Origin of the sequence: Endozoicomonas sp. ALC020, from assembly GCF_049275935.1 — a bacterium.
GTDB lineage: Bacteria > Pseudomonadota > Gammaproteobacteria > Pseudomonadales > Endozoicomonadaceae > Endozoicomonas_A.
The window spans coordinates 1,971,534-1,997,522 of the sequence record NZ_CP184830.1; the positions used below are offsets into that span (position 1 = coordinate 1,971,534).

Here is a 25,989-nt window from a genome sequence, read left to right on the forward strand (position 1 = left end):
AACTTCCATTATAAAACCGGGTCAAACAGATCGAATCAATTTTAAATGCCCTTTCCAGGCAGAGATAAATAGCGACTCTGGAGCTTAAGAGAAATCAGGCATGGACCCAATAAACAGCAATGCCAGCATTGACAATTCACTCTCGCCAAAACCTGAGCAACCTCAGCTAGAGGAAGCAGCATCAGGTTTCAGTGCAGGTAAGGAAGTGACTGTCTACGAGAAAAGTCAAAGTTCATTCCTGAATTTACCCGAATTAACACAGCGTATAATTATTCGCTATCTGGGCTTTCGCGAGATTACCCATTTAAAAAAGGTATCCAAATATCTTCGCGATCTTGTTGAAAATGATAAAGCTCAGGAAAGAGCCTGGTATCGCCAGTTTCCTTCACCCTACCAATATCAGCCAAAGACCATCGTAAGGACAAAAGATGAGCAACAACTCCGTAATTGGTTGAAGCCGTTTGTGGACAGGGACACTGTCGAGTCACTCCTGAAACAACAAAAAAGTATTTACTTTCCTGCTCAGTTACTTTTCATCAACAGTAAACTGATGTCTCAATGTAAAAAATTCAAGTTAGTGGATAAAGCCGAAATCCTCCACAGAGACAGAGTCAAAACGGCCACCTTCAGCCTCGATGGTCGCCATCTGATAACTGCCAGTTTTGATAAAACAGTGAAAATCTATGTTCAGAAGGACGATGGATCATGGCAACCGAAAGTCGCCATTTCCCATGATCATAGTGTCCTCTTCGCCAACGTCAGCCGCGATGGCCGCCATCTGGTGACCGCCAATGTCGATAGAACAGCAAGAATCTATGGTCTGGAGGACGATGGATCATCGAAAATAAAAGCCACCATTACCCATGCTCGCCGATTCAATTCAGCCATCTTCAGCCTCGATGGCCGACACCTGGTCACCACCAGTAACGATAGAACAGCGAAAATCTATGGTCTGGAGGAGGATGGATCATGGGAAATAAAAACCACCATTACCCATACTTGCTGGGTCCTTCCAGCCAACTTCACTGCTGATTGCCGCCATCTGGTGACCGTCAGTAGGGATCATAAGGTGAAAATCCTTAGTCAGGGGGACGATGGATCATGGAAAGTAGAGGACACTATTCGTGAAAGTTCTATCATTTTGGCCAGGCTCAGCCCCGATGGCCGTCATCTGGTGATCTTCGTTAAAGATTTTGTTCTAAAAATCTATGGTCAGGGGGCTGCTGGACCATGGGTAGAAAAAAGCACCCTTCGATACGAGAGCTTTGCCTCTATCAAATTCAGTGCCGATAGCCGCCACCTGGCAACCGCCGGTTGGGACGGCAAAGTGAAAATCTGTAACCTGCAGGACGATGGATCATGGCAAGAAATAGCCACAATGGTTCATGACGATCCCGTCTATTTAGCCACTTTCAGCGCCGATGGCCGCCATCTGGTCACCGCAAGCGATGATAACACGGCGAAAATCTGTAACCTGCAGGCTGATGGATCATGGAAAGAAATGACCACAATTGTTCACGATGATTCTGTCCACTCAGCCACATTCAGCCCCGATAGTCTCCATGTGGTGACTGCCAGTGAAGATAACACGGCCAAAATCATTGGCCTGCAGGCCGGTGGATTCTGGCTGGAAAAAGTCATTGTTCAACATGATTGTGCAGTCACCTCAGCCATCTTCAGCGCCGATAGCCGACATGTGGTGACCGTCAGTGACGATCACAAGGTGAGAATCACCGAACTATGGAAGAACGATTGATCACCGAATCATTCCACTGACCCCACTCTTTTGAACTTCCATTATAAAACCGGGTCAAACAGATCAAATCAATTTCGAATGTCCTTTCCAGGCAGGGATAAGTAGTGACTCTGGAGCTTAAGAGAACTCAGGCATGGACCCAATAAACAGCAATGCCAGCACTGACAATTCACTCTCGCCAAAACCTGAGCAACCTCAGCTAGAGGAAGCAGCTTCAGGTTTCAGTGCAGGTAAAGAAGTGGCTGTCTACGAGAAAAGTCAAAGTTCATTCCTGAATTTACCCGAATTAACACAGCGTATAATTATCCGCTATCTGGGCTTTCGCGAGATTACCCGTTTAAAAAAGGTATGCAAATATCTTCGCGATCTTGTTGAAAACGATAAAGCTCAGGAAAGAGCCTGGTATCGCCAGATTCCTTCACCCTACCAATTTCAACTAAAGGCCATCCTCAGGGCAAAAGACGAGCAGCAACTCCGTAATTGGTTGGAACCGTTTGCGGACAGGGGCACTGTCGAGTCACTCATAAAACAACAAAAAAGTATTTACTTTCCTGCTCAGTTACTTTTCATCAACAGTAAACTGATGTCTCAATGTAAAAAATTCAAGTTAGTGGATAAAGCCGAAATCCCCCATAGAGACAGAGTCAAAACGGCCACCTTCAGCCCCGATGACCGCCATCTGATAACTGCCAGTTTCGATAAAACAGTGAAAATCTATGTTCAGGAGGACGATGGATCATGGCAACCAAAAGTCGCCATTTCCCATGATCACAGTGTCCTCTTCGCCAACGTCAGCCGCGATGGCCGCCATCTGGTGACCGCCAATGTCGATAGAACAGCAAGAATCTATGGTCTGGAGGACGATGGATCATCGAAAATAAAAGCCACCATTACCCATGCTCGCCGAGTCAATTCAGCCGCCTTCAGCGCCGACGGCCGTCATCTGGTAACCAACAGTAACGATAGAACAGCGAAAATCTATGGTCTGGAGGAGGATGGATCATGGGAAATAAAAACCACCGTTACCCATACTTGCTGGGTCCTTCCAGCCAACTTCACTGCTGATGGCCGCCATCTGGTGACCGTTAGTATGGATCATAAAGCGAAAATCCTTAGTCAGGGGGAAGATGGATCATGGGAAGTAGAGGACACTATTCGTGAAAGTTCTATCATTTTGGCCAAGCTCAGCCCCGATGGCCTTCATCTGGTAATCTTCGTTAAACATTTTGTTCTAAAAATCTATGGTCAGTGGGCTAACGGATCATGGGTAGAAAAAAACACCCTTCAATACGAGGGCTTTGCCTCAGTCAAATTCAGTGCCGATAGCCGCCACCTGGCAACCGCCGGCCGGGACGGAAAAGTGAAAATCTGTAACCTGCAGGACGATGGATCATGGCAAGAAATAGCCACAATGGTTCATGACGATCTCGTTTGTTTAGCCACCTTCAGCGCCGATGGCCGTCATCTGGTCACCGCCAGCGATGATAACACGGCGAAAATCTGTAACCTGCAGGCTGATGGATCATGGAAAGAAATGACCACAATTGTTCATGACGATTCTGTCCACTCAGCCAACTTCAGCCCCGATAGCCTCCATGTGGTGACCGCCAGTGCTGATAACACGGCGAAAATCAGTGGCCTGCAAGCGGGTGGATCATGGCGGGTAAAAGCCATCATTCAACATGATAATCCAGTCACCTCAGCCATATTCAGCGCCGATAGCCGACATGTGGTGACCGTCAGTGGCGATTACAAGGTGAGAATCACTGAACTGTGGAAGAACGATTGATGACCGAATCATTCCACTGACCACACTCTTTTGAACTTCCATTACAAAACCGGGTCTAACAGATCAAATCAATTTCGAATGTCCTTTCCAGGCAGGGATAAGTACTGACTTTGAAGCTTAGGAGAAATCAGGCATGGACCCAATAGACAGCAATGCCAGCGTTGACAATTCACTCTTGCCAACACTTGGGCAACCTCAGCCGGAGGAAGCAGCAACAGGTTTCAGTGCCGGTAAGGAAGTGACTGTCTACGAGAAAAGTCAAAGTTCATTCCTGAATATGCCCGAATTAACACAGCGTATAATTATTCGCTATCTGGGCTTTCGCGAGATTACCCGTTTAAAACAGGTGTGCAAACAGCTTCGCGATCTTGTTGAAAACGATAAAACTCAGGAAAGAGCCTGGTATCGCCAGATTCCTTCACCCTGGCAATTTCAACTAAAGGCGATCCTCAGGGCAAAGGATGAACGACAACTCCGTAATTGGTTGCAAACGTTTGCGGACAGGGGCACTATCGAGTCACTCATAAAACAACAAAAGAGTCTTTATTTTCCTGCTCAGTTAGTTTTCATCAACAGTAAACTGATGTCTCAATGTGAGAGATTCAAGTTAGTGGAAAAAGCCGAAATCTCCCATAGATCCCAGGTCATGATGTCCACCTTCAGCCCCGATGGCCGCCATCTGGTGACTGCCAGTTTCGATAAAACAGTGAAAATCTACGTTCAAAAAGACGATGGATCATGGCAACCCAAAGTCGCCATTTCCCATGATCACAGCTTCCTCTTGGCCAGGGTCAGCCCCGATGGCCGCCATCTGGTGACCGTCAATGTCGATAAAACTTTAACAATCTATGGTCTGGAGGACGATGGAACATCGAATGTAAAAGCCACCTTTACCAATACTCGCCAGATCAATACAGCCACCTTCAGTGCCGATGGCCGTCATCTGGTCACCGCCAGTAAGGACAAAACAGCGAAAATCTACGGTCTGGAGGAGGATGGATCATGGGCAATAAAAGCCACCTTTCCCCATACTCACTATGTCCTTTCAGCCACCTTCAGTGCTGATGGCCGTCATCTGGTGGCCATCGGCTGGGATAATAAGATAAAAATCCTTAGTCAGGTTAACGATGGATCATGGGAACTAGAGGACACTATTCATGCAGGTCGTCCAAGTCATGCAATATCTATCATTACGGCCAAGCTCAGCCCCGATGGCCGTCATCTGATGATCTTATATGAACAATTTGTTCTAAAAATCTATGGTCAGGGGGCTGCTGGATCATGGGTAGAAAAACTCAGCCTCAAACACGGATGTAGCATCACTTGTTGCATTTTCAGTGCCGATAGCTGTCACCTGGCAACCGCCAGTTTTGATCGCACAGTGAAAATCTGTAACCTGCAGGACGATGGATCATGGCAAGAAATAACCACATTGGTTCATGACGATTCTGTCCGCTCAGCCAGATTCAGCGCCGATAGCCACCGTCTGATCACCGCCAGCAATGATAATACGGCGAAAATCTGTAACCTGCAGGCCGATGGATCATGGAAAGAAACAGCCACAATTGTTCATGACGACTCTGTCCGCTCAGCCACATTCAGCAACGATGGTCTCCATGTTGTGACCACCAGCTGTGATAAAACGGCAAAAATCAGTGGCCTGCAACGGGGTGGATCATGGCGGGTAAAAGCCATCATTCAACATAATAATACAGTCACCTCAGCCATATTCAGCGCCGATAGCCGACATGTGGTGACCGTCAGTGACGATCACAAGGTGAGAATCACCGAACTATGGAAGAACGATTGATGACCGAATCATTCCACTGACCCCACTCTTTTGAACTACCATCATAAAACCGGGTCAAACAGATCAAATCAATTTCGAAAGTCCTTTCCAGACAGGGATAAGTGCTGACTTTGGAGCTTAGGAGAAATCAGGCATGGACCCAATAGACAGTAATGCCAGCATTGACAGTTCACTCTTGCCAACACTTGGACAACCTCGGCAGGAGCAAGCACCAACAGGTTTCAGTGCAGGTAAGGAAATGACTGTCTGCGAGGAAAGTCAAAGTTCATTCCTGAATTTACCGGAAATAACACAGCGTATAATTATTCGCTATCTGGGCTTTCGCGAGATTACCCGTTTAAAACAGGTGTGCAAACATTTTCGCGATCTTGTTGAAAACGATAAAACTCAGGAAAGAGCCTGGTATCGCCAGATTCCTTCACCCTGGCAATTTCAACTAAAGGCCATCCTCAGGGCAAAAGACGAGCAGCAACTCCGTAATTGGTTGGAACCGTTTGCGGACAGGGGCACTGTCGAGTCACTCATAAAACAACAAAAGAGTCTTTATTTTCCTGCTCAGTTACTTTTCATCAACAGTAAACTGATGTCTCAATGTGAGAGATTCAAGTTAGTGGATAAAGCCGAAATCTCCCATAGATTCCAACTCATGATGCCCACCTTCAGCCCCGATGGCCGCCATCTGGTGACTGCCAGTTATGATAAAACAGTGAAAATCTATGTTCAGAAGGACGATGGATCATGGCAACCCAAAGTCGCCATTTCCCATGATCGTAGTGTCCTCTTTGCCAACGTCAGCCGCGATGGCCGCCATCTGGTGACCGTCAGTGTCGACAAAACTTTAACAATCTATGGTCTGGAGGACGATGGAACATCGAATGTAAAAGCCACCTTTACCAATACTCACAAGATCAATACAGCCACCTTCAGTGCCGATGGCCGTCATCTGGTCACCGCCGGTAACGATAAAACAGCGAAAATCTATGGTCTGGAGGAGGATGGATCATGGGCAATAAAAGCCACCATTCCCCATACTTACTGGGTCCATTCAGCCACCTTCAGTGCCGATGGCCGTCATCTGGTGGCCATCGGCTGGGATAATAAGATAATAATCCTTAGTCAGGTTAACGATGGATCATGGGAACTAGAGGACACTAGTCATGCAGGTCGTCCAAGTTATGCAATATCTATCATGACGGCCAAGCTCAGCCCCGATGGCCGTCATCTGATGATCTTATATGTAAATTTTGTTCTAAAAATCTATGGTCAGGGGGCTGCTGGATCATGGGTAGAAAAACTCAGCCTTAAACACAGAAGTCGCCTCACTTGCTACGAATTCAGTCCCGATAGCTGTCACCTGGTAACCGCCAGTTCTGATGGCACAGTGAAAATCTGTAACCTGCAGGACGATGGATCATGGCAAGAAATAACCACAATGGTTCATGCCGACTCTGTCCGCTCAGCCACATTCAGCGCCGATAGCCACCATCTGGTCACCGCCAGCGATGATAACACGGCGAAAATCTGTAACCTGCAGGCTGATGGATCATGGAAAGAAATGACCACAATTGTTCATGACGATTCTGTCCACTCAGCCAACTTCAGCCCCGATAGCCTCCATGTGGTGACCGCCAGTGCTGATAACACGGCGAAAATCAGTGGCCTGCAAGCGGGTGGATCATGGCGGGTAAAAGCCATCATTCAACATGATAATCCAGTCACCTCAGCCATATTCAGCGCCGATAGCCGACATGTGGTGACCGTCAGTGGCGATTACAAGGTGAGAATCACTGAACTGTGGAAGAACGATTGATGACCGAATCATTCCACTGACCACACTCTTTTGAACTTCCATTACAAAACCGGGTCTAACAGATCAAATCAATTTCGAATGTCCTTTCCAGGCAGGGATAAGTACTGACTTTGAAGCTTAGGAGAAATCAGGCATGGACCCAATAGACAGCAATGCCAGCGTTGACAATTCACTCTTGCCAACACTTGGGCAACCTCAGCCGGAGGAAGCAGCAACAGGTTTCAGTGCCGGTAAGGAAGTGACTGTCTACGAGAAAAGTCAAAGTTCATTCCTGAATATGCCCGAATTAACACAGCGTATAATTATTCGCTATCTGGGCTTTCGCGAGATTACCCGTTTAAAACAGGTGTGCAAACAGCTTCGCGATCTTGTTGAAAACGATAAAACTCAGGAAAGAGCCTGGTATCGCCAGATTCCTTCAGCATACCAAAATCCACTGAAGACTCTCATCAGGGCAAAGGATGAACAACAACTCCGTAATTGGTTGCAAACGTTTGCGGACAGAGGCACTGTCGAGTCACTCATAAAACAACAAAAGAGTCTTTATTTTCCTGCTCAGTTAGTTTTCATCAACAGTAAACTGATGTCTCAATGTGAGAGATTCAAGTTAGTGGAAAAAGCCGAAATCTCCCATAGATCCCAAGTCATGATGCCCACCTTCAGCCCCGATGGCCGCCATCTGGTGACTGCCAGTTTCGATAAAACAGTGAAAATCTACGTTCAAAAAGACGATGGATCATGGCAACCCAAAGTCGCCATTTCCCATGATCACAGCTTCCTCTTGGCCAGGGTCAGCCCCGATGGCCGCCATCTGGTGACCGTCAATGTCGATAAAACTTTAACAATCTATGGTCTGGAGGACGATGGAACATCGAATGTAAAAGCCACCTTTACCAATACTCACCAGATCAATACAGCCACCTTCAGTGCCGATGGCCGTCATCTGGTCACCGCCAGTAAGGATAAAACAGCGAAAATCTATGGTCTGAAGGAGGATGGATCATGGGAAATAAAAGCCACCATTCCTCATACTCACTATGTCCTTTCAGCCACCTTCAGTGCTGATGGCCGTCATCTGGTGGCCATCGGCTGGGATAATAAGATAAAAATCCTTAGTCAGGTTAACGATGGATCATGGGAACTAGAGGACACTATTCATGCAGGTCGTCCAAGTCATGCAATATCTACCATTACGGCCAAGCTCAGCCCCGATGGCCGTCATCTGATGATCTTATATGTAAATTTTGTTCTAAAAATCTATGGTCAGGGGGCTGCTGGATCATGGGTAGAAAAACTCAGCCTCAAACACGGATGTAGCATCACTTTTTGCATTTTCAGTGCCGATAGCTGTCACCTGGCAACCGCCAGTTTTGATCGCACAGTGAAAATCTGTAACCTGCAGGACGATGGATCATGGCAAGAAATAACCACATTGGTTCATGACGATTCTGTCCGCTCAGCCAGATTCAGCGCCGATAGCCACCATCTGATCACCGCCAGCAATGATAACACGGCAAAAATCTGTAACCTGCAGGCCGATGGATCATGGAAAGAAACAGCCACAATTGTTCATGACGACTCTGTCCGCTCAGCCACATTCAGCAACGATGGTCTCCATGTTGTGACCACCAGCTGTGATAAAACGGCAAAAATCAGTGGCCTGCAACGGGGTGGATCATGGCGGGTAAAGGCCATCATTCAACATAATATTGAAGTCATCTCAGCCATCTTCAGCGCCGATAGCCGACATGTGGTGACCGTCACTAACGATCGCAAAATGAGAATCACTGAACTATGGAAGAACGCGCGTAGCCTCGGCTACGCAACCAGAGTTGGAACGCAGAAGGATGGAAAAAGCCGCCGTCCAGAATATGCGAAACCAACTGGTTAGGTACTTATAGCTCACTCTTTTGAACTTCTATTATAAAACCGGGTCAAACAGATCGAATCAATTTCGAATGTCCTTTCCAGGCAGGGATAAGTTGTGACTTTGGAGTTTAAGAGAAATCAGGCATGGACCCAGTAAACAGCAACGCCAGCATTGACAATGCACTCTCACCAACACCTGAGCAACCTCAGCTGGAGGGAGTACCAACAGGTTTCAGTGCAGGTAAGGAAGTGACTGTCTACGAGGAAAATCAAAGTTCATTCCTGAATTTACCGGAAATAACACAGCGTATAATTATTCGCTATCTGGGCTTTCGCGAGATTACCCGTTTAAAACAGGTGTGCAAACAGCTTCGCGATCTGGTTGAAAACGATAAAGCTCAGGAAAGAGCCTGGTATCGCCAGATTCCTTCGCCGTTCCAATTTCAACTTAAGGCCATCCTCAGGGCAAAAGACGAACAGCAACTCCGTAATTGGTTGCAGCCGTTTGCGGACAGGGGCACTGTCGAGTCACTCATAAAACAACAAAAGAGTCTTTATTTTCCTGCTCAGTTACTTTTCATCAACAGTAAACTGATGTCTCAATGTAAAAAATTCAAGTTAGTGGATAAAGCCGAAATCCCCTATAGAGACAGAGTCAAGTCGGCCACCTTCAGCCCCGATGACCGCCATCTGGTGACCACCGGTCACGATCACTTCTACCAGATGAACCGTCGCGATAGAACAGTGAAAATCTATGTTCAGAAAGACGATGGATCATGGGAACCAAAAGTCGCCATTTCCCATGATCCTAGTGTCCTCTCTGCCAACGTCAGCCACGATGGCCACCATCTGGTGACCGTCAATGTCGATAGAACAGCAAGAATCTATGGTCTGGAAGACGATGAAACATCGAAAATAACAGCCACCATTACCCACACTTGCAAGATCAATACAGCCACCTTCAGCGACGATGGCCGTCTTCTGGTCACCGCCAGTAACGATAAAACAGCGAAAATCTATGGTCTGGAGGAGGATGGATCATGGGAAATAAAAACCACCATTACCCATACTATCCCGGTCCTTTCAGCCTCCTTCAGTGCTGATAGCCGTCATGCGGTGATCACCGGAAGTGATGAGGTGAAAATCCTTAGCCAGGGGGACGATGGATCATGGGAAGTAGAGGACACTATTCATCAAAGATTTATCAGATCGGCCAATCTCAGCCCCAATGGCCGCCATCTGGTGATCTTCGGTGAAGATACAGTTCAAAAAATCTATGTTCAGGGGGCTGCTGGGTCATGGGTAGAAAAAAACTCCCTTGTGTACAGTACCACCGCCTCTGCCAAATTCAGTGCCGACAGCTGCCACCTGGCGACCGCCGGCGGGGATGGCAAAGTGAAAATCTTTAGCCTGCAAGACGATGGATCATGGAAGAAAATAGTCACAATTGATCATGACCGATCTGTTATCTCAGCCACCTTCAGCGCCGATAGCCGCCATCTGGTCACCGCCAGTCATGATAACACGGCGAAAATCTGTAACCTGCAGGCCGATGGATCATGGCAAGAAATAGCCACAATTGTTCATGACGATATTGTCAACTCAGCCACATTCAGCACCGATGGCCTCCACGTTGTGACCACCAGTGATGACGACACAGCGAAAATCAGTGGCCTGCAACCGGGTGGATCATGGCTGGAAAAAGCCATCATTCAACACGATTATGCAGTCACCTCAGCAAACTTCAGCGCCGATAGCCGACATGTGGTGACCGTTAGTGACGATGACAAGGTGAGAATCACTGAACTATGGAAGAAGGATTGATGATCGAATGAGCCTATAGCTCACTCTTTTGAACTTCCATTATAAAACCGGGTCAAACAGATCGAATCAATTTCGAATGTCCTTTCCAGACAGGGAGTAAGTAGTGACTTTGGAGCTAAAGAGAAATCGGGCATGGACCCAATAAACAGCAATGCCAGCATTGACAATTCACTCTTGCCAAGACCTGTGCAACCTCAACAGGAGGGAGTACCAACAGGTTTCAGTGCAGGTAAGGAAGTAACTGTCTACGAGGAAAATCAAAGTGCATTCCTGAATTTACCCGAGTTAACACAGCGTAAAATTATTCGCTACCTGGGTTTTCGCGAGATTACCCGTTTAAAAAAGGTATGCAAATATCTTCGCGATCTTGTTGAAAACAATAAAGCTCTGGAAAGAGCCTGGTATCGCCAGTTTCCTTCACCCTACCAATATCAGCCAAAGACCATTGTCAGGACAAAAGATGAGCAGCAACTCCGTAATTGGTTAAAGCCGTTTGCCGACAGGGCCACTGTCGAGTCACTTTTAAAACAACAAAAGAGTATTTATTTTCCTGCTCAGTTAATTTTCACTAACAGTAAACTGATGTCTCAGTGTGAAAAATTTAAGTTTGTGGATAAAACCGAAATTACCCACGCTGGAAAAGTCAAGACGGCCACCTTCAGCCCCGATGACCGCCATCTGGTGACTGCCAGTGCCGATAAAACAGCGAAAATTTATGCTCAGCAAGACGATGGATCATGGCAATCAAAAACCACCATTACCCATGAAGATTTGCTCATTTCAGCCAACTTCAGCGCCGATGGCCGCCACCTGATGACCGCCAGTGCCGATAAAACAGTCAAAGTATATGTTCAGGAGAACGATGGATCATGGGAATTAAAAACCACCATTACCCATAATAATTGGGTCATTTCAGCCACCTTCAGCGCCGATGGCCGCCATCTCTTAACCGCCAGTCACAATAAAACAGCAAAGATCTATGGTCTGGAGGACGATGGATCATGGAAAGTAAAAGCCACCATTTCCCATGATAAATTGATTCATTTGGCCAACTTCAGTGCCGATGGCCGCCATGTGGTGACCGTCAGTGGGGATAGAACAGTGAAGACCCATAGTCAGTGGGACGATAACTCATGGAAACTGGAGGACACTGTTCATGAACGTTATGTCACTTCGGCCAGGCTCAGTCCCGATGGCCGACACCTGGTGATCCTCGGTGTAGATTACACTCTAAAAATTTATGCCCGGGGGGCCGCTGGATCATGGGTAAAAAAAGCCCCGCTTCAACACAAGAGCACAATCACCTGTGTCAACTTCAGCACCGATAGCTGCCATCTGGTGACCGCCAGTTTAGATAGCACGGCAAAAATCTGTGACCTGCAAGCCGATGGATCATGGCAAGAAATAACCAGTATTCATCATGATGGTGCGGTCTGGGCAGCCAACTTCAGCGCTGATGGCCGCCATCTGGTGACCGCCAGTGCTGATAGCACGGCGAAAATCTATAGCCACAAGCTCAATCGGCCATGGGAAGAAAAAGCCTGCATTCACCACAGCGGGACCGTCAACTCTGCCAACTTCAGCGCTGATTGCCTCCATGTAGTAACCACCAGCGATGATAACACGGCGAAAATCAGTGGCCTGCAGGTTGGTGGATCATGGCGGGAAAAAACCATCATTCCTCACAACGGGGAGGTTGTCTCAGCCAGCTTCAGCGCCGATGCCCGAACTGTGATGACCGTTTCCAGAGATAACAAAGCAAGAATCACTGAACTACAGAAGAATGATTGGTGATTGATTGTTTCACTGACCTTAATGTTATGAACTTCCATTACAAAATCGACTCTAACTACAACAGAATCTAATCAAGCTTGAATGCCTTCTTCAAGCGAGCATAAATTCTGGCTGTGGAGCTTTGGAGTAACCCGATATGAACCCTTTGAAAAACAATTCCAGCAATGACGGTCCATTCTCGTCAATACCTGAGCAACCTCCAATGGAAGGAACGTCGACGACTGTCAGTGCAGGCAGGGACGTTAGTGTCTATCACCAAAATGAATCTTTATTCTTCTGTTTGCCCGACGAACAAAAATCTATGATTGTTCGCTATTTGGGTTTTCGCGAGATTACCCGTTTAGCAAAGACATGCAAATATCTTCGCGATCTTGTTAAAGAAGGAAAAGCTCTGGAAAAAGCATGGTACCGCCGGTTTCCTTCAGCATACCAAAATCCACTGAAGACTCTCATCAGAACAAAAGACAAGCAACAACTCCGTGATTGGTTGAAGACATTTGCAGATAAGGACACCATCGAGTCACTTTTAAAACAAAAAGAAAGTACTTTTTTTCCTCATCAGCTTTTTTTCACCAGCAGTAAACTGATGTCTCAATGTAAAACATTCAACCCGGTGAAAAAAATCGAAATCATCCATACCGAGGCTATCCGAAAAGCCTCCTTCAGCCCTGATAGCTGCCATGTGGTAACTGCCGCCTTTCTTGATGCAGTGAAAATAACTGGCCAGAAGTCCGATGGATCATGGGAAGCAAAACTCGCCATTCCTAATGAAGGTGCTGTCTTCTCAGCCACCTTCAGCGCCGATGGTCATCAAATGGTGACCGCTGGTAGCCGTACGAACAACATCTGTGTTCTGGAGGACGATGGATCGTGGAAAGTAAAAACCACCATTTCCCATGGACTTCCGCTCAGCTCAGCCAACTTCAGCCCTGATGACCGCTACTTATTGATCGCCAGTTTGGATATGACGGTGAAAATCTGCACCCGGGAGACCGATGGATCCTGGGAACCAAAATACACTATCTGGCATAATTCTCCGATCATATCGGCCTGCTTTAGTGCCGATGTCAGCCATTTGTTGGTCTCAGATGGAGATAACACTGTGACAATCTATGGTCAGGAGGACGATGGCTCATGGAAAGTAAAAGCCACCATTCCTCATAACGAATCATCTGCAGCCGTGAGGGCCACCTTCAGCCCCGATGGCAGTCTTGTGGTGACCGCTGGTGTCGATTGCGAGGCAAAAATCTATGGCCTGCAGGCCAATGGATCATGGGACAAAATGGCCATCATTCCCCATGATAATTGGGTCAAATCCGCCACCTTCAGCCCCGATGGCGGCCATGTGGTGACCATCAGTGGCAAGACGGTAAAAATCCACGGCCTGCAAACCGATGGTTCATGGAAAGAAATATACACCTTTGCCCATAACGCCCGGATCACATCGGCCAGCTTCAGCCCTGATAGCATCCATATGGTGACCACCAGTGAGGATAACACGGCAAAAATTCATAGCCTGCAGGCTGATGGATCATGGGAAGTAAAAGCCACTGTTTACCACGATAAGGAGGTCAAATTAGCCAGCTTCAGTCCCGATAGCTGCCTGGTAGTGACCGCGAGTGATGACAAAACAGCGAAAATTTATGGTCTGGAACCCACAGGATCATGGCGGGAAAAAGCCATCATTCCTCACAACGGGGAGGTTGTCTCAGCCAGCTTCAGCGCCGATGCCCGAACTGTGATGACCGTTTCCAGAGATAACAAAGCAAGAATCACTGAACTACAGAAGAATGATTGGTGATTGATTGTTTCACTGACATTAATGTTATGAACTTCCATTACAAAATCGACTCTAACTGCAACAGAATCTAATCAAGCTTGAATGCCTTCTTCAAGCGAGCATAAATACTGGCTGTGGAGCTTTGGAGTAACCCGACATGAACCCTTTGAAAAACAATTCCAGCAATGACGGTCCATTCTCGTCAATACCTGAGCGACCTCCAATGGAAGGAACGTCGACGGCTGTCAGTGCAGGCAGGGACGTTACTGTCTACAACCAAAATGAATCTTTATTCTTCTGTTTGCCCGACGAACAAAAATCTATGATTGTTCGCTATTTGGGTTTTCGCGAGATTACCCGTTTAGCAAAGACATGCAAATACCTTCGCGATCTTGTTAAAGATGAAAAAGCTCTGGAAAGAGCATGGTACCGCCGGTTTCCTTCAGAATACCAAAATCCACTGAAGACCCTCGTCAAAACAAAAGATGAGCAGCAACTCCGTGATTGGTTGATGCCGTTTGCGAATAAGGACACTATCGAGTCACTTTTAACACAAAAAGAAAGTACTTTTTTTCCTGCTCAACTCTTTTTCACTAGCAGTAAACTGATGTCTGAATGTAAAACATTCAACCCGGTGAAAAAAATCGAAATCCCCCATACCGGGGCTATCCGAAAAGCCTCCTTCAGCCCTGACAGCTGCCATGTGGTAACTGCCGACTTTGATGCAGTGAAAATAACTGGCCAGAAGACCGATGGATCATGGGAAGCAAAACTTGCCATTGCTAATGAAGGTTTTGTCTTCTCAACCAGCTTCAGCGCCGATGGTCATCAAATGGTGGCAGGTACCGACGACCAAGCGAAAATCTGTGTTCTGGAAGACGATGGATCGTGGAAAGTAAAAGCCACCATTCACCATGATTTTGTTGTCAGTTCAGCCAGCTTCAGCACTGATGACCGCTACTTATTGACCGCCAGTTTGGATAGAACGTTGAAAATCTGTGGCCAGAAAACCGATGGATCATGGGAAGCAAAATACACTATCTGGCATAATTCACCGGTCAAATGGGCCAGCTTCAGCCCCGATAGCAGTCATTTGTCGGCCTCAGGTGGAGACAAGACTGTGACAATCTATGGTCAGGAGGACGATGGCTCATGGAAAGTAAAAACCACCATTCCTCATAACGAATCACTTGCAGTCGTGAGGGCCACCTTCAGCCCCGATGGCAGTCTTGTGGTGACCGCTGGTGTCGATTGCGAGGCAAAAATCTATGGCCTGCAGGCCAATGGATCATGGGACAAAACGGCCATCATTCCCCATGATAATTGGGTCGAATCCACCACCTTCAGCCCCGATGGCGGCCATGTTGTGACCATCAGTGACAAGACGGTAAAAATCCACGGCCTGCAAACCGATGGTTCATGGAAAGAAGAATACACCTTTGCCCATAACGCCCAGATCACATCGGCCAGCTTCAGCCCTGATAGCATCCATATGGTGACCACCAGTGAGGATAACACGGCAAAAATTCATAGCCTGCAGGCTGATGGATCATGGGATGTAAAAGCCACTGTTTACCACGATAAGGAGGTCAAATTAGCCAGCTTCAGTCCCGATAGCTGCCTGGTAGTGACCGCGAGTGATGACAAAACAGCGAAAATTTATGGTCTGGAACCCACAGGATCATGGGGGGAAAAAGCCATCATTTCTCACAGGGCTGCGGTCTACTTAGTCAGCTTCAGCCCCGATGGCCGAAATGTGTTGACCATAAGTAATGATCACACGGCGACAATCACTGAACTAATGGAAGAACGATTGATGATCGAATGAGCGTATTTTTCCCGGGTCAGGACTCTTCTTTTTCTTAACTCAATATTTTGAACTTCCATTACAAAACCGACTCTATTTAGAACGAAGCCATTTTGAATGTCCTTTTCTATGTGAGGATAAATATTGACTCTGGAGGAGCTACTCATGGTCCCTTTGAACAACAATTCCAGCAATGACGGTTCACTCTCGTCAATACCTGAGCGACCTCCAATGGAAGGAACGACGACGGCTGTCAGTACAGGCAGAGACGTTACTGTCTACAACCAAACGCAATCTTTATTCTTCTATTTGCCCGACGAACAAAAATCTATGATTGTTCGCTATTTGGGTTTTCGCGAGATTACCCGTTTAGCAAAGACATGCAAATACCTTCGCGATCTTGTTAAAGAAGAAAAAGCTCTGGAAAGAGCATGGTACCGCCGATTTCCTTCAGAATACCAAAATCCACTGAACACCCTCGTCAAAACAACAGATGAGCAACAACTCCGTGATTGGTTGATGCCGTTTGCAAATAAGGACACTATCGAGTCACTTTTAACACAAAAAGAAAGTACTTTTTTTCCTGCTCAACTCTTTTTCACCAACAGTAAACTGATGTCTCGATGTGAAAAATTCAAGTTAGTGGAAAAAATCGAAATCACCCATGGTGCAATAGTCAACACGGCCACCTTCAGCACCGATGGTCGCCATATGGTGACCGGAAGTGATGATAATACCGCGAAAGTTTATGGTCAGGAGGACGATGGAACATGGAAACCAAAAACCACCATTTTCCATAATGATAAGGTTTCTCTAGCTAATTTCAGCCCCAATGGCCGCCATCTGGTAACCGCCAGTAAAGATCACACAGCGAAAATCTACGCCCTGAAGGATGATGGATCATGGGAAGAAAAAACCACCATTACCCATAGAGACTGGCTCATTTCAGCCGCCTTCAGCCCCGATGGCCGCCATCTGTTAACCGCCAGTCTAAAACAAACAGCGACAATCCATGGTTTGGAGGACGATGGGTCATGGGATCTGAAGGCCTCCATTTTCCATGAAAAATCAATCATTTCAGCCGACTTCAGCGCTGATGGGCGCCATGTGTTCACCTTCGGCGATGGTGTGTTGGGGATCCATAGTCAGTCGGAAGATGGATCATGGGAAATAGAGGGCACTATCGATGAGAGACTTATCGTTGTGACCAGGTTCAGCTCCGATGGCCGTCATCTGGCGGTTTGTATTATAGGAGACGGTCTGAAAATCTACAGTCTGGGGGCCGCCGGATCATGGGTAAAAAATGACCCTCCTCTACACATAGGCAGGGTCGAGTCTGCCAACTTCAGCGCCGATAGCTGCCACCTGGCAACTGCCAGTAGAGATTGCACGGCGAAAATCTATGGCCTGCAGTCCGATGGATCATGGAAACAAACAGCCCTGATTAAGCATGATGTTGTGGTCTTCTCAGCCAACTTCAGCGCCGATAGCCGCCATGTGGTGACCATTGATGGTGATAATACGGCAAAAATCTATACCCGGAATGCCGCTGGAAAATGGTTAGAAAAAGGCAGCTTTACCTTCACACAGCCGATCGACTCGGCTAACTTCAGCGCCGATAGCCGACATCTGGCAATCGTCAATCTGGATCACACAGCAAAAATCTATGGCCTGCAGGAAGATGGTTCATGGGTAATAAAAGCCACCATTGTCCACAAAGGTTATATCCTGTCAGCCAACTTTAGTGCCGATGGTTGCCTTGTGGTGACCGCCAGTCATGACAGAAAGGCAAAAATTTATGGCCTGAGAAGGGATGGAACATGGGTAGAAAAAGCCACCATTCAACACAATGCAAGCCTCTTCTCAGCCACCTTCAGCGCCGATAGCCGACATCTATTGACCGCCAGTGAAGAAGATTACAAGGTGAAAATCACTGAACTACAGGGGAACGATTGATGATTGTATGAGTACAAAGCCTGATAACGGCAGGCGACATTAGACGTGTTTTTGCAGAAATGACCGAGCAAAGCGAGTGGTGGTTTTTTGTGCGAACGGTTTCTCTTAATTCCACTGGTCTGAATATTTTGAACTTCCGTTATAAAACCGACTCTAAAAGGTTTAATCAATTTTGAATGCCCTTTCCAAGTGAGGATAAATATTGACTTAGGAGCTTTGGAGGAGCCCGATATGACCCCTTTGAACAACCATTCCAACAATGACGGTTCACTCTCGTTAATACCTGAGCAACCTCCAGTGGAAGGAACGTCGACGGCTGTCAGTGCAGGCAGGGACGTTAGTATCTATCACCAAAATCAATCTTTATTTTTCTGTTTGCCCGACGAACAAAAATCTATGATTGTTCGCTATTTGGCTTTTCGCGAGGTTACCCGTTTAGCAAAGACATGCAAATATCTTTACGATCTTGTAAACGAAGAAAAAGCTCTGGAAAAAGCATGGTACCGCCGGTTTCCTTCAGCATACCAAAATCCACTGGATACTCTCGTCAGAACAAAAGATGAACAACAACTCCGTGATTGGTTGAAGGCATTTGCGGATAAGGACACTATCGAGTCACTTCTAACACAAAAAGAAAGTACTTTTTTTCCTGCTCAGCTCTTTTTCACCAACAGTAAACTGATGTCTCAATGTGAAACATTCAGCCCGGTGGTAAAAATCGAAATTCCTAATGTCGAGACTAAAAATAAAGCTTCCTTCAGCCCCGATAGCAGCCATTTGGTGACTGTCGACCTTGATCAAACAGCGAAAATCACAGGCCAGAAGACCGATGGATCATGGGTAGTAAAAACCACCACCATTCCCCATGAGAGTCTTATCTTGTCACCCACTTTCAGTCCCGATGGTCATCTGATGGTGACCGACAGTCACGACTGCCATGCAAAAATCTGTGCTCAGGAGGACGATGGCTTGTGGAAAGTAAAAGACACCATTGCCCGTGAATTTGAGCTCACCATGTCCACCCCTCTCAGTTTTTCGGTCACATCAGCCACCTTCAGCACCGATGGTCGCTGCTTATTGACCAGCTGTATGGATGGGACGGTGAAAATCTACGACCAGGAGACTGATGGATCATGGAAAACAAAATACACTATCAGGCAAAATCCTACGGTCCTAGGGGCCAGCTTCAGCGCCGATAGCAGTCATTTGTTGGTCTGTGGAGAAAACAATGTAACTATCTACGGCCAGAAGGACGATAGCTCATGGGAAGTCAAAGTCACTATTAATCATGATAATTCAGTCAGGTCCGCCAGCTTTAGCGCCAATGGCAGCTATGTGGCAACCGCCAGCGAAGAGGGTACGGCAAAAATCTATGGCCTGCAGTCCGATGGATCATGGGAAAAAATCACCATCATTACCCATAATGATCGGCTCTATTCAGCCACCTTCAGTCCCGATAGCCGCCATCTGTTGACCGTATATGAGGATAACACGGTAGAAATCCATGGCCCGCAAACCGATGGGCCATGGCAAGTAAAATACACCTTTAAGCATAACGACCGGATCATGTCGGCCAGCTTCAGCCCTGATAGCAGCCATATGGTGACCACCAGTATGGATAACACGGCAAAAATCCACTGCCTGCAGGCTGATGGATCATGGAAAGTAAAAGCCACTATTTGCCACAGAGATTATGTCCTGTCAGCCGCCTTCAGTCCCGATAGTTGTCATTTAGTAACCGCCAGTCTGGATTGTACAGCGAAAATTTATGGCCCGGGACCCAAAGGATCATGGGAGAAAAAAGCCATCATTTCTGACAGTTTTGGGATCCTGTGGGCCATCTTCAGCCCCGATGGCCGAAATGTGTTGACCATAAGTAAAAAAGATTGCACGGCGAAAATCATTGAACTGCAGAAGAACGACTGATGATCGAATGTTCCACTTGTGAACTTTCATCATAGAACCGAGTCTAAACGGTCTAATCAATTTTGAATGTCCTTTCCAGGCAAGGATAAATACTGAATCTGAATTTTTGAAGGATCCGAGAATGAATCCTCTTAACAACAATTCCGGCATTGACGGTCCACCCTCGACAACACCGAAGCAACCTCGACTGGAAGCCGCGCCAACGGGTATCAGTGCGGGCAGGGACGTTACTGTCTATAACCAACATCAATCTTTCTTCTTCCGTTTGCCCGACGAAACAAAAACGATGATTATTCGTTATCTGGGCTTTCGAGAGATTACTCATTTAGTAAAGGTATGCAGATATCTTCGCGATCTTGTTAAAAATCATAAAGCTATGGAAAGTGCATGGTATCGCCGGTTTCCTTCATCACACCAACATCAATTAAAAGCTATGATTGCGACAAAAGATGAGCAACAACTCCGCGATTGGTTGCAACCGTTTGCGAATAAAGACACTGTCGAGTCACTTTTAAAACAGCAGGAAAGTACTTATTTTCCTCTTCAGCTCCTTTTCATCAACAGTAAACTGATGTCTGAATGTAGAAAATTCAAGTTAGCAGAAAAAGCCAGAATTACTCATTCCTACAAAATCGAAACAGCCACCTTCAGCGCCGATAGCCGCCATCTGTTAACCGCCAGTTTGGACAGGACGCTGAAAATCTATAGCCAGCAGTCTGGTGGGACATGGCAAGAAACCGCCAACATTACCCATAACGGTTCAGTCAGGTCGGCCAGCTTCAGCTCCGACAGCCATCATGTGTTGGCCACCATTTATGATAAGACAGTGAATATCTACGGTCGGGAGGACGATGGATCATGGAAAGCAAATGCCATCATTCCCCATGTTGTCGGTGCCAAGTCAGCCAACTTCAGTGCAGATGGGCGCCGTGTGGTGATTGTCGTTGAAGATCATACGGCGAAAATCTTTGCTCAGGTGGACAATGTATCATGGGAATTGGAGGACACTATTCACCTCGTTAGTCAGAACGTTTCGGCCAGTTTCAGCCCCGATGGCCGTCATCTGGCGATCTACGGTTTAAATTTCGCTCTGGAAATCTATTGTCAGTCAGACGCTGGATCATGGGTACGAAAAGCCGTCATTCCACACGATAGCCCAATCGACTCAGCCAACTTCAGCACCGATAGCTGCCATCTGGTAACCACCAGTTTCGATTACGCGGCGAATATCTTTAACCTGCAGGTCGATGGATCATGGAAAAAAACAGCCACGATTCAACATGGTAATTTTATCACCTCAGCCAACTTCAGCGCCGATTGCCTCCATCTGGTAACCGCAAGCCGGGATTTCACGGCAAAAATCTATGGCCTGAAGTCCGATGGGTCATGGCAAAGAATAACCACCATTACCCATAATGATTGGGTCTGCTCTGCCATCTTCAGTGCCGATGGTTGCCATCTGGTAACCGCCAGTGACGATCGTACGGCGAAAATTTATGGTCTGCAGACCGATGGAACCTGGGCAAAAAAAGCCAACATTACCCATGAGGGCCCTGTCCTTTCAGCCACCTTCAGTGCTGATGGCCATCATCTGGTAACCACCAGTCGGGACTGTAAAGCAAAAATTTGTGGTCTGGAGGCCGATGGGTCATGGCTGGTAAAAGCCATCATTGAACACAAGCGAACTGTCAACTCAGCTAACTTCAGCCCCGATATCCGAAATGTGGTGACCACCTGCTATGATGACACGGCAAGAATTACTGAACTTCAGAAGAACGGTTGATCATAGAATAAAAAAATGTCTTTCTGTCATTTTCCCGAATCAGGGCTCAGTTTTTCGTTAGTTTCACTGGCCTCAATGTTATGAACTCCCATTATAAAACCAACTCTAAAAGATCGAATCAATTTTGAATGTCCTTCCTGAGCGACGATAAATACCGACCTCAGAGCTACGGAGAAATCAGACATGGACGCCATGAAAAGCCATTCCAGCATTGACGGTCCACTCGCGCCAACGCCCAAGCGACCTCGACTGGAGGGAATCCCAACGGGTGTCAGCGCCGGCAGACAGGTTACCGTAAATGACCAAAAAACACCTTCATTCCTCGATTTGTCCGACCTGACACATTCCATGATTATACGCTGTTTAGGTTTTCGGGAGATTACCCGTTTAGCAAAGGTATGCAGATATTTTCACCATCTCATAAAAAAAGATAAGGCTCTGGAAAGAGCATGGTATCGCCGATTTTCTTCACCACACCAATATCAACTGAAAACAATCTTTGCAGCAAAAAATGATCAACAACTCAGCGATTGGTTGAAGCCGTTTGCGAATAAGGGCACTGTAAAGTCACTCGTAAAAAAACGGAATAATGCTTATTTTCCGGCGCTGTTCCTTTTCACCAACAGTAAACAAATGGCTCGATGTGAAACATTCAAGCCCGTAACAAAAACCAAAATTAAACACTTTGACGATGTCAACACGGCCAACTTTAGTGCTGATAGCCGACATTTCGCGACCGCAAGTCTCGATAATACGGTGCGAATCTGTGACCAGAAGACCAATGGATCATGGAAAAAAAAAGCCATCATTAACCATTATAATCGGGTCATATCAGCTACCTTCAGTGTCGATGGCCGTCACTTGGTGACCGCCAGTCGTGATCACACAGCGAAAATCTGTGGTCGGGCGGACGATGGGTCATGGGAAGTAAAAAAAACCATTTTCCATAACAGAAGGGTCAACTCAGCCACCTTCAGTGCTGATGGCCAACGCCTGGTAACCACCAGTGACGATTGCACGGCAAAAATCTTTGCTCAGGCAGACGATGGTTCATGGGAAGAAGAGGCCATTATTCACCATTATGCTGTGGCCGATTGGGCCAGCTTCAGCTCCGATGGCAGTCATTTGTTGGTCTGTGGAGATAACAATGTAGCAATCTACGTTCAGCAGGCCAATGGATTATGGGGAGTAAAAGCCACTATTACCCATAATCTCACGGTCTTCTCAGCTGCCTTCAGTGCTGATGGCCGCCATATGGTAACCGCCAGTGGAGATAAGACGGCAAAAATCCAGAGCCTGCGGACCAGTGGGTCATGGGAAGAAGTCGCCACCATTTCCCACGATGATGCGGTTTACTTAGCCAAATTCAGTGCCGATGGCCTTTATCTGGTGACCACCAGCCAAGATGAAACGGCAAAAATCCATGGCCTGCAGAGCGATGGATCATGGAAAGAAGAAATCACCATTCAACATGAGAAGGCAGTCATCTCAGCCAATTTCAGCGCCGATTGCTGCCATGTGGTGACCGCCAGTGCTGACAATACGTCGAAAATTTATGGCCTCCGGGCCGATGGGTCATGGGTAGAAAAAGTGACCATCACCCACGACGATTGGGTCCTGTCAGCCACTTTCAGCGCCGATGCATGCCTCGTGGTGACCGCGAGTTGCGACAAAACAGCGAAAATTTATGGTCTGGGGAGCAGTGGGTCATGGGTAGAAAAAGCCACCATTAACCACAAGAGTGCAGTCACCTCAGCCAAATTCAGCATGGATAGCCGACATGTGGCGACCGCCAGTAAAGATAAAACGGCGAGAATCACTGAACTGGTGAAGAGGGATTGATGACCGAATGAACGTATTATTGCTCAGAAGCGATTAGCAGACAGCGTTATGTCAAAAGCCCGATGGCAATTTTTTGCACCAGGCTCTCAATAAAAAAATGTCTTTCTATCCTTTTCCCGGATCAGGGCTCTTCTTTTTCTTAATGCCAATGACCTCAATAGTTTGAACTTCCATGACAAAACCGGGTCAAACAGATCGAATCAATTTAACAACTTTTTCCCACGCTGGGACCCACAGGGCCTGAAAGCATGGGAACCGGATATTATTCATTTTAAATATCCTTTTTCTATGCGGGGATAAATATTGACCCTGGCGCTCTGGAGGAGCTGCTCATGACCCCTTTGAACAATAATTCCAGTAATGACGGTTCACTCTCACCAACACCTAAGCAGCCTCAACTCGAGCAAGCGCCAACGGGCATGGTTGCAGGCAGGGATGTTACTGCATATAACCAAAATCAATCTTCATTCTTCTGTTTGCCCGACGAATCAAAAACCATGATTATTCGCTATCTGGGTTTTCGGGAGATTACCCGTTTAGTAAAGGTCTGCAAATATTTTCGCGATCTTGTTGAAAACCAAAAAGCTCTGGAAAGAGCCTTGTATCGCCGGTTTCCTTCACCACTCCAATATCAACTGAAGAGCATCGCTACGACAAAAGATGAACAACAACTCCGTGACTGGTTGAAACCGTTTACGAATATGGACACTGTCGAGTCACTCGTAAAACAACATAAGAGTATTTATTTTCCTGCTCTGCTCTTTTTCAACAACAGTAAACTGATGTCTCAAAGTGAAACATTTAACTTAAAGACAAAAACCGAAATGACCCATCCTAATGATATCTTTGTAGTCACCTTAAGCGCCGATAGCCGTAACTTAGTGACCGCCAGTTTTGATGGTACAGTGAAAATCTGTAGTCAGGAAACCGATGGATCATGGAAACTAAAAGCCTCCATTCCCAGAAATGGTTGGGTCAAAAAAGCTTTTTTCAGCACTGATAACCGGCATGTGTTGGTCGTCAATCGTTTCAGGGTGGAAATCTATGGTACGAAGGAGGATGGATCATGGGAAGCAAAAGCCAGCATTTCCCATAATAATTCGGTCATTTCAGCCGCCTTCAGTGCTGATGGTCAGCATGTGTTGACAGCCAGTTTCAATAATACGCTGAAAATCTATGGCCAGAAGACCGATGGATCATGGGAAGTAAAATACAGTATTAACTATGATCTTTCGATCTGGTTGGCCAGCTTCAGCGCCGATGGCCGTCGTCTATTGGTCCTTACTTCATCTGACACTCCGATAATCTATGGTCAGAAAGACGATGGATCATGGGAAGTAAAAGCCAACCTTACTGGTGAGAGTGATGTCAATTGGGCCTGCCTCAGCTCCGATGGCCGTCATGCGTTGATCCGCGTTGGACCTAACACTTTGAAAATCTACGGTCAGGAAGCCCTTGGATCATGGGAAGTCAAAGCCACAATTACACATAATCATATTGTCAGCGCAACCACCTTTAGCGACGATTGCCGCCATCTTGCAGTCATCTGTTTCGATAATACAGCGAAAATATATGACCTGCAGGACGATGGATCATGGAAAGAAATAGCCACGGTTTCTCATGATGAATCTATCTACTCTGTCAGGTTCAGCGCCAATGGTCGCCATCTGGTGACCAAAGGTGGTGATTATAGGGCGAAAGTCTATGGTCAGGAGACCCCTGGATCATGGGTAAAAAAAACTACCATTGAACACAATGGGTTGATCAACTCAACCAGTTTCAGCGCCGATGGCAGCCATTTGGTGACCGCCAGTGCTGACAGAACAGCCAGAATCTATGGCCTTGAGGCCGGTGGATCCTGGGTAAAAAAAGCCACCATAGCCCACAAAGATACGGTCCGATCCGCCACCTTCAGTGTCGATGGTTGCCTTGTGGTGACCGCCAGCCACGATAACACGGCGCAAATTTATGGTCTGGGGAAGGATGGGTCATGGGTAAAAAAAGCCACCGTTGTACACAATGAAGCCGTCATCTCAGCCACCTTCTGCGCCGATGGCCGACATGTGGTGACCACCAGTGGAGATTACAAAGTGAGAATCACTGAGCTATGGAAGAACGATTGATGATCGAATGAACGTATTTTTGCTCAGAACCGATTAGCAAACAGCGTTATATCAAAAGCCTGATGGTAATTTTTGCACTGGGCTCTCAATAAAAAAAATGCCTTTCTATCCTTTTCCCGG

Annotated in this window: 14 protein-coding genes; all 14 read left to right on the forward strand. The window is 46.8% G+C overall.

Annotation, left to right across the window (positions count from 1 at the left end):
• Window positions 1-100: 100 nt before the first annotated feature.
• Window positions 101-1,756 carry an F-box/WD repeat-containing protein gene (locus ACOJUO_RS06660; protein ID WP_422139323.1) on the forward strand — a complete coding sequence of 552 codons (1,656 nt, stop codon included), beginning with the start codon at window positions 101-103 and terminating at the stop codon, window positions 1,754-1,756.
• Window positions 1,757-1,889: 133 nt separating this feature from the next.
• The gene (locus ACOJUO_RS06665; RefSeq protein ID WP_422139324.1) at window positions 1,890-3,545 is read left to right on the forward strand and encodes an F-box/WD repeat-containing protein; all 1,656 of its coding nucleotides are present in this window, start codon (window positions 1,890-1,892) and stop codon (window positions 3,543-3,545) included.
• Between the two features lie 133 nt (window positions 3,546-3,678).
• On the forward strand, window positions 3,679-5,355 hold the full coding sequence (locus tag ACOJUO_RS06670) for an F-box/WD repeat-containing protein (protein WP_422135955.1): 1,677 nt from the start codon (window positions 3,679-3,681) through the stop codon (window positions 5,353-5,355).
• Window positions 5,356-5,488: 133 nt separating this feature from the next.
• On the forward strand, window positions 5,489-7,165 hold the full coding sequence (locus ACOJUO_RS06675) for an F-box/WD repeat-containing protein (protein WP_422139325.1): 1,677 nt from the start codon (window positions 5,489-5,491) through the stop codon (window positions 7,163-7,165).
• Window positions 7,166-7,298: 133 nt separating this feature from the next.
• Window positions 7,299-9,056 carry an F-box/WD repeat-containing protein gene (locus tag ACOJUO_RS06680; RefSeq protein ID WP_422139326.1) on the forward strand — a complete coding sequence of 586 codons (1,758 nt, stop codon included), beginning with the start codon at window positions 7,299-7,301 and terminating at the stop codon, window positions 9,054-9,056.
• Window positions 9,057-9,178: 122 nt separating this feature from the next.
• The gene (locus ACOJUO_RS06685; RefSeq protein WP_422139327.1) at window positions 9,179-10,858 is read left to right on the forward strand and encodes an F-box/WD repeat-containing protein; all 1,680 of its coding nucleotides are present in this window, start codon (window positions 9,179-9,181) and stop codon (window positions 10,856-10,858) included.
• 132 nt (window positions 10,859-10,990) lie between these two features.
• Window positions 10,991-12,652, forward strand: a complete 1,662-nt coding sequence (locus ACOJUO_RS06690; protein ID WP_422139328.1) for an F-box/WD repeat-containing protein — start codon at window positions 10,991-10,993, stop codon at window positions 12,650-12,652.
• A gap of 136 nt (window positions 12,653-12,788) precedes the next feature.
• Complete coding sequence (locus ACOJUO_RS06695) at window positions 12,789-14,453, forward strand: F-box/WD repeat-containing protein (protein ID WP_422139329.1); 1,665 nt, start codon at window positions 12,789-12,791, stop codon at window positions 14,451-14,453.
• Window positions 14,454-14,589: 136 nt separating this feature from the next.
• The gene (locus ACOJUO_RS06700) at window positions 14,590-16,260 is read left to right on the forward strand and encodes an F-box/WD repeat-containing protein (RefSeq protein WP_422135961.1); all 1,671 of its coding nucleotides are present in this window, start codon (window positions 14,590-14,592) and stop codon (window positions 16,258-16,260) included.
• Window positions 16,261-16,404: 144 nt separating this feature from the next.
• Complete coding sequence (locus tag ACOJUO_RS06705; RefSeq protein WP_422139330.1) at window positions 16,405-18,195, forward strand: F-box/WD repeat-containing protein; 1,791 nt, start codon at window positions 16,405-16,407, stop codon at window positions 18,193-18,195.
• Between the two features lie 231 nt (window positions 18,196-18,426).
• On the forward strand, window positions 18,427-20,121 hold the full coding sequence (locus tag ACOJUO_RS06710; protein ID WP_422139331.1) for an F-box/WD repeat-containing protein: 1,695 nt from the start codon (window positions 18,427-18,429) through the stop codon (window positions 20,119-20,121).
• 121 nt (window positions 20,122-20,242) lie between these two features.
• Complete coding sequence (locus ACOJUO_RS06715; protein WP_422139332.1) at window positions 20,243-21,904, forward strand: F-box/WD repeat-containing protein; 1,662 nt, start codon at window positions 20,243-20,245, stop codon at window positions 21,902-21,904.
• A 183-nt stretch (window positions 21,905-22,087) separates the two neighbouring features.
• Window positions 22,088-23,746: an F-box/WD repeat-containing protein gene (locus ACOJUO_RS06720; protein ID WP_422139333.1), complete on the forward strand. Its 1,659-nt coding sequence runs from the start codon at window positions 22,088-22,090 to the stop codon at window positions 23,744-23,746.
• Window positions 23,747-24,078: 332 nt separating this feature from the next.
• Window positions 24,079-25,869: an F-box/WD repeat-containing protein gene (locus tag ACOJUO_RS06725; protein WP_422139334.1), complete on the forward strand. Its 1,791-nt coding sequence runs from the start codon at window positions 24,079-24,081 to the stop codon at window positions 25,867-25,869.
• Window positions 25,870-25,989 lie beyond the last annotated feature (120 nt).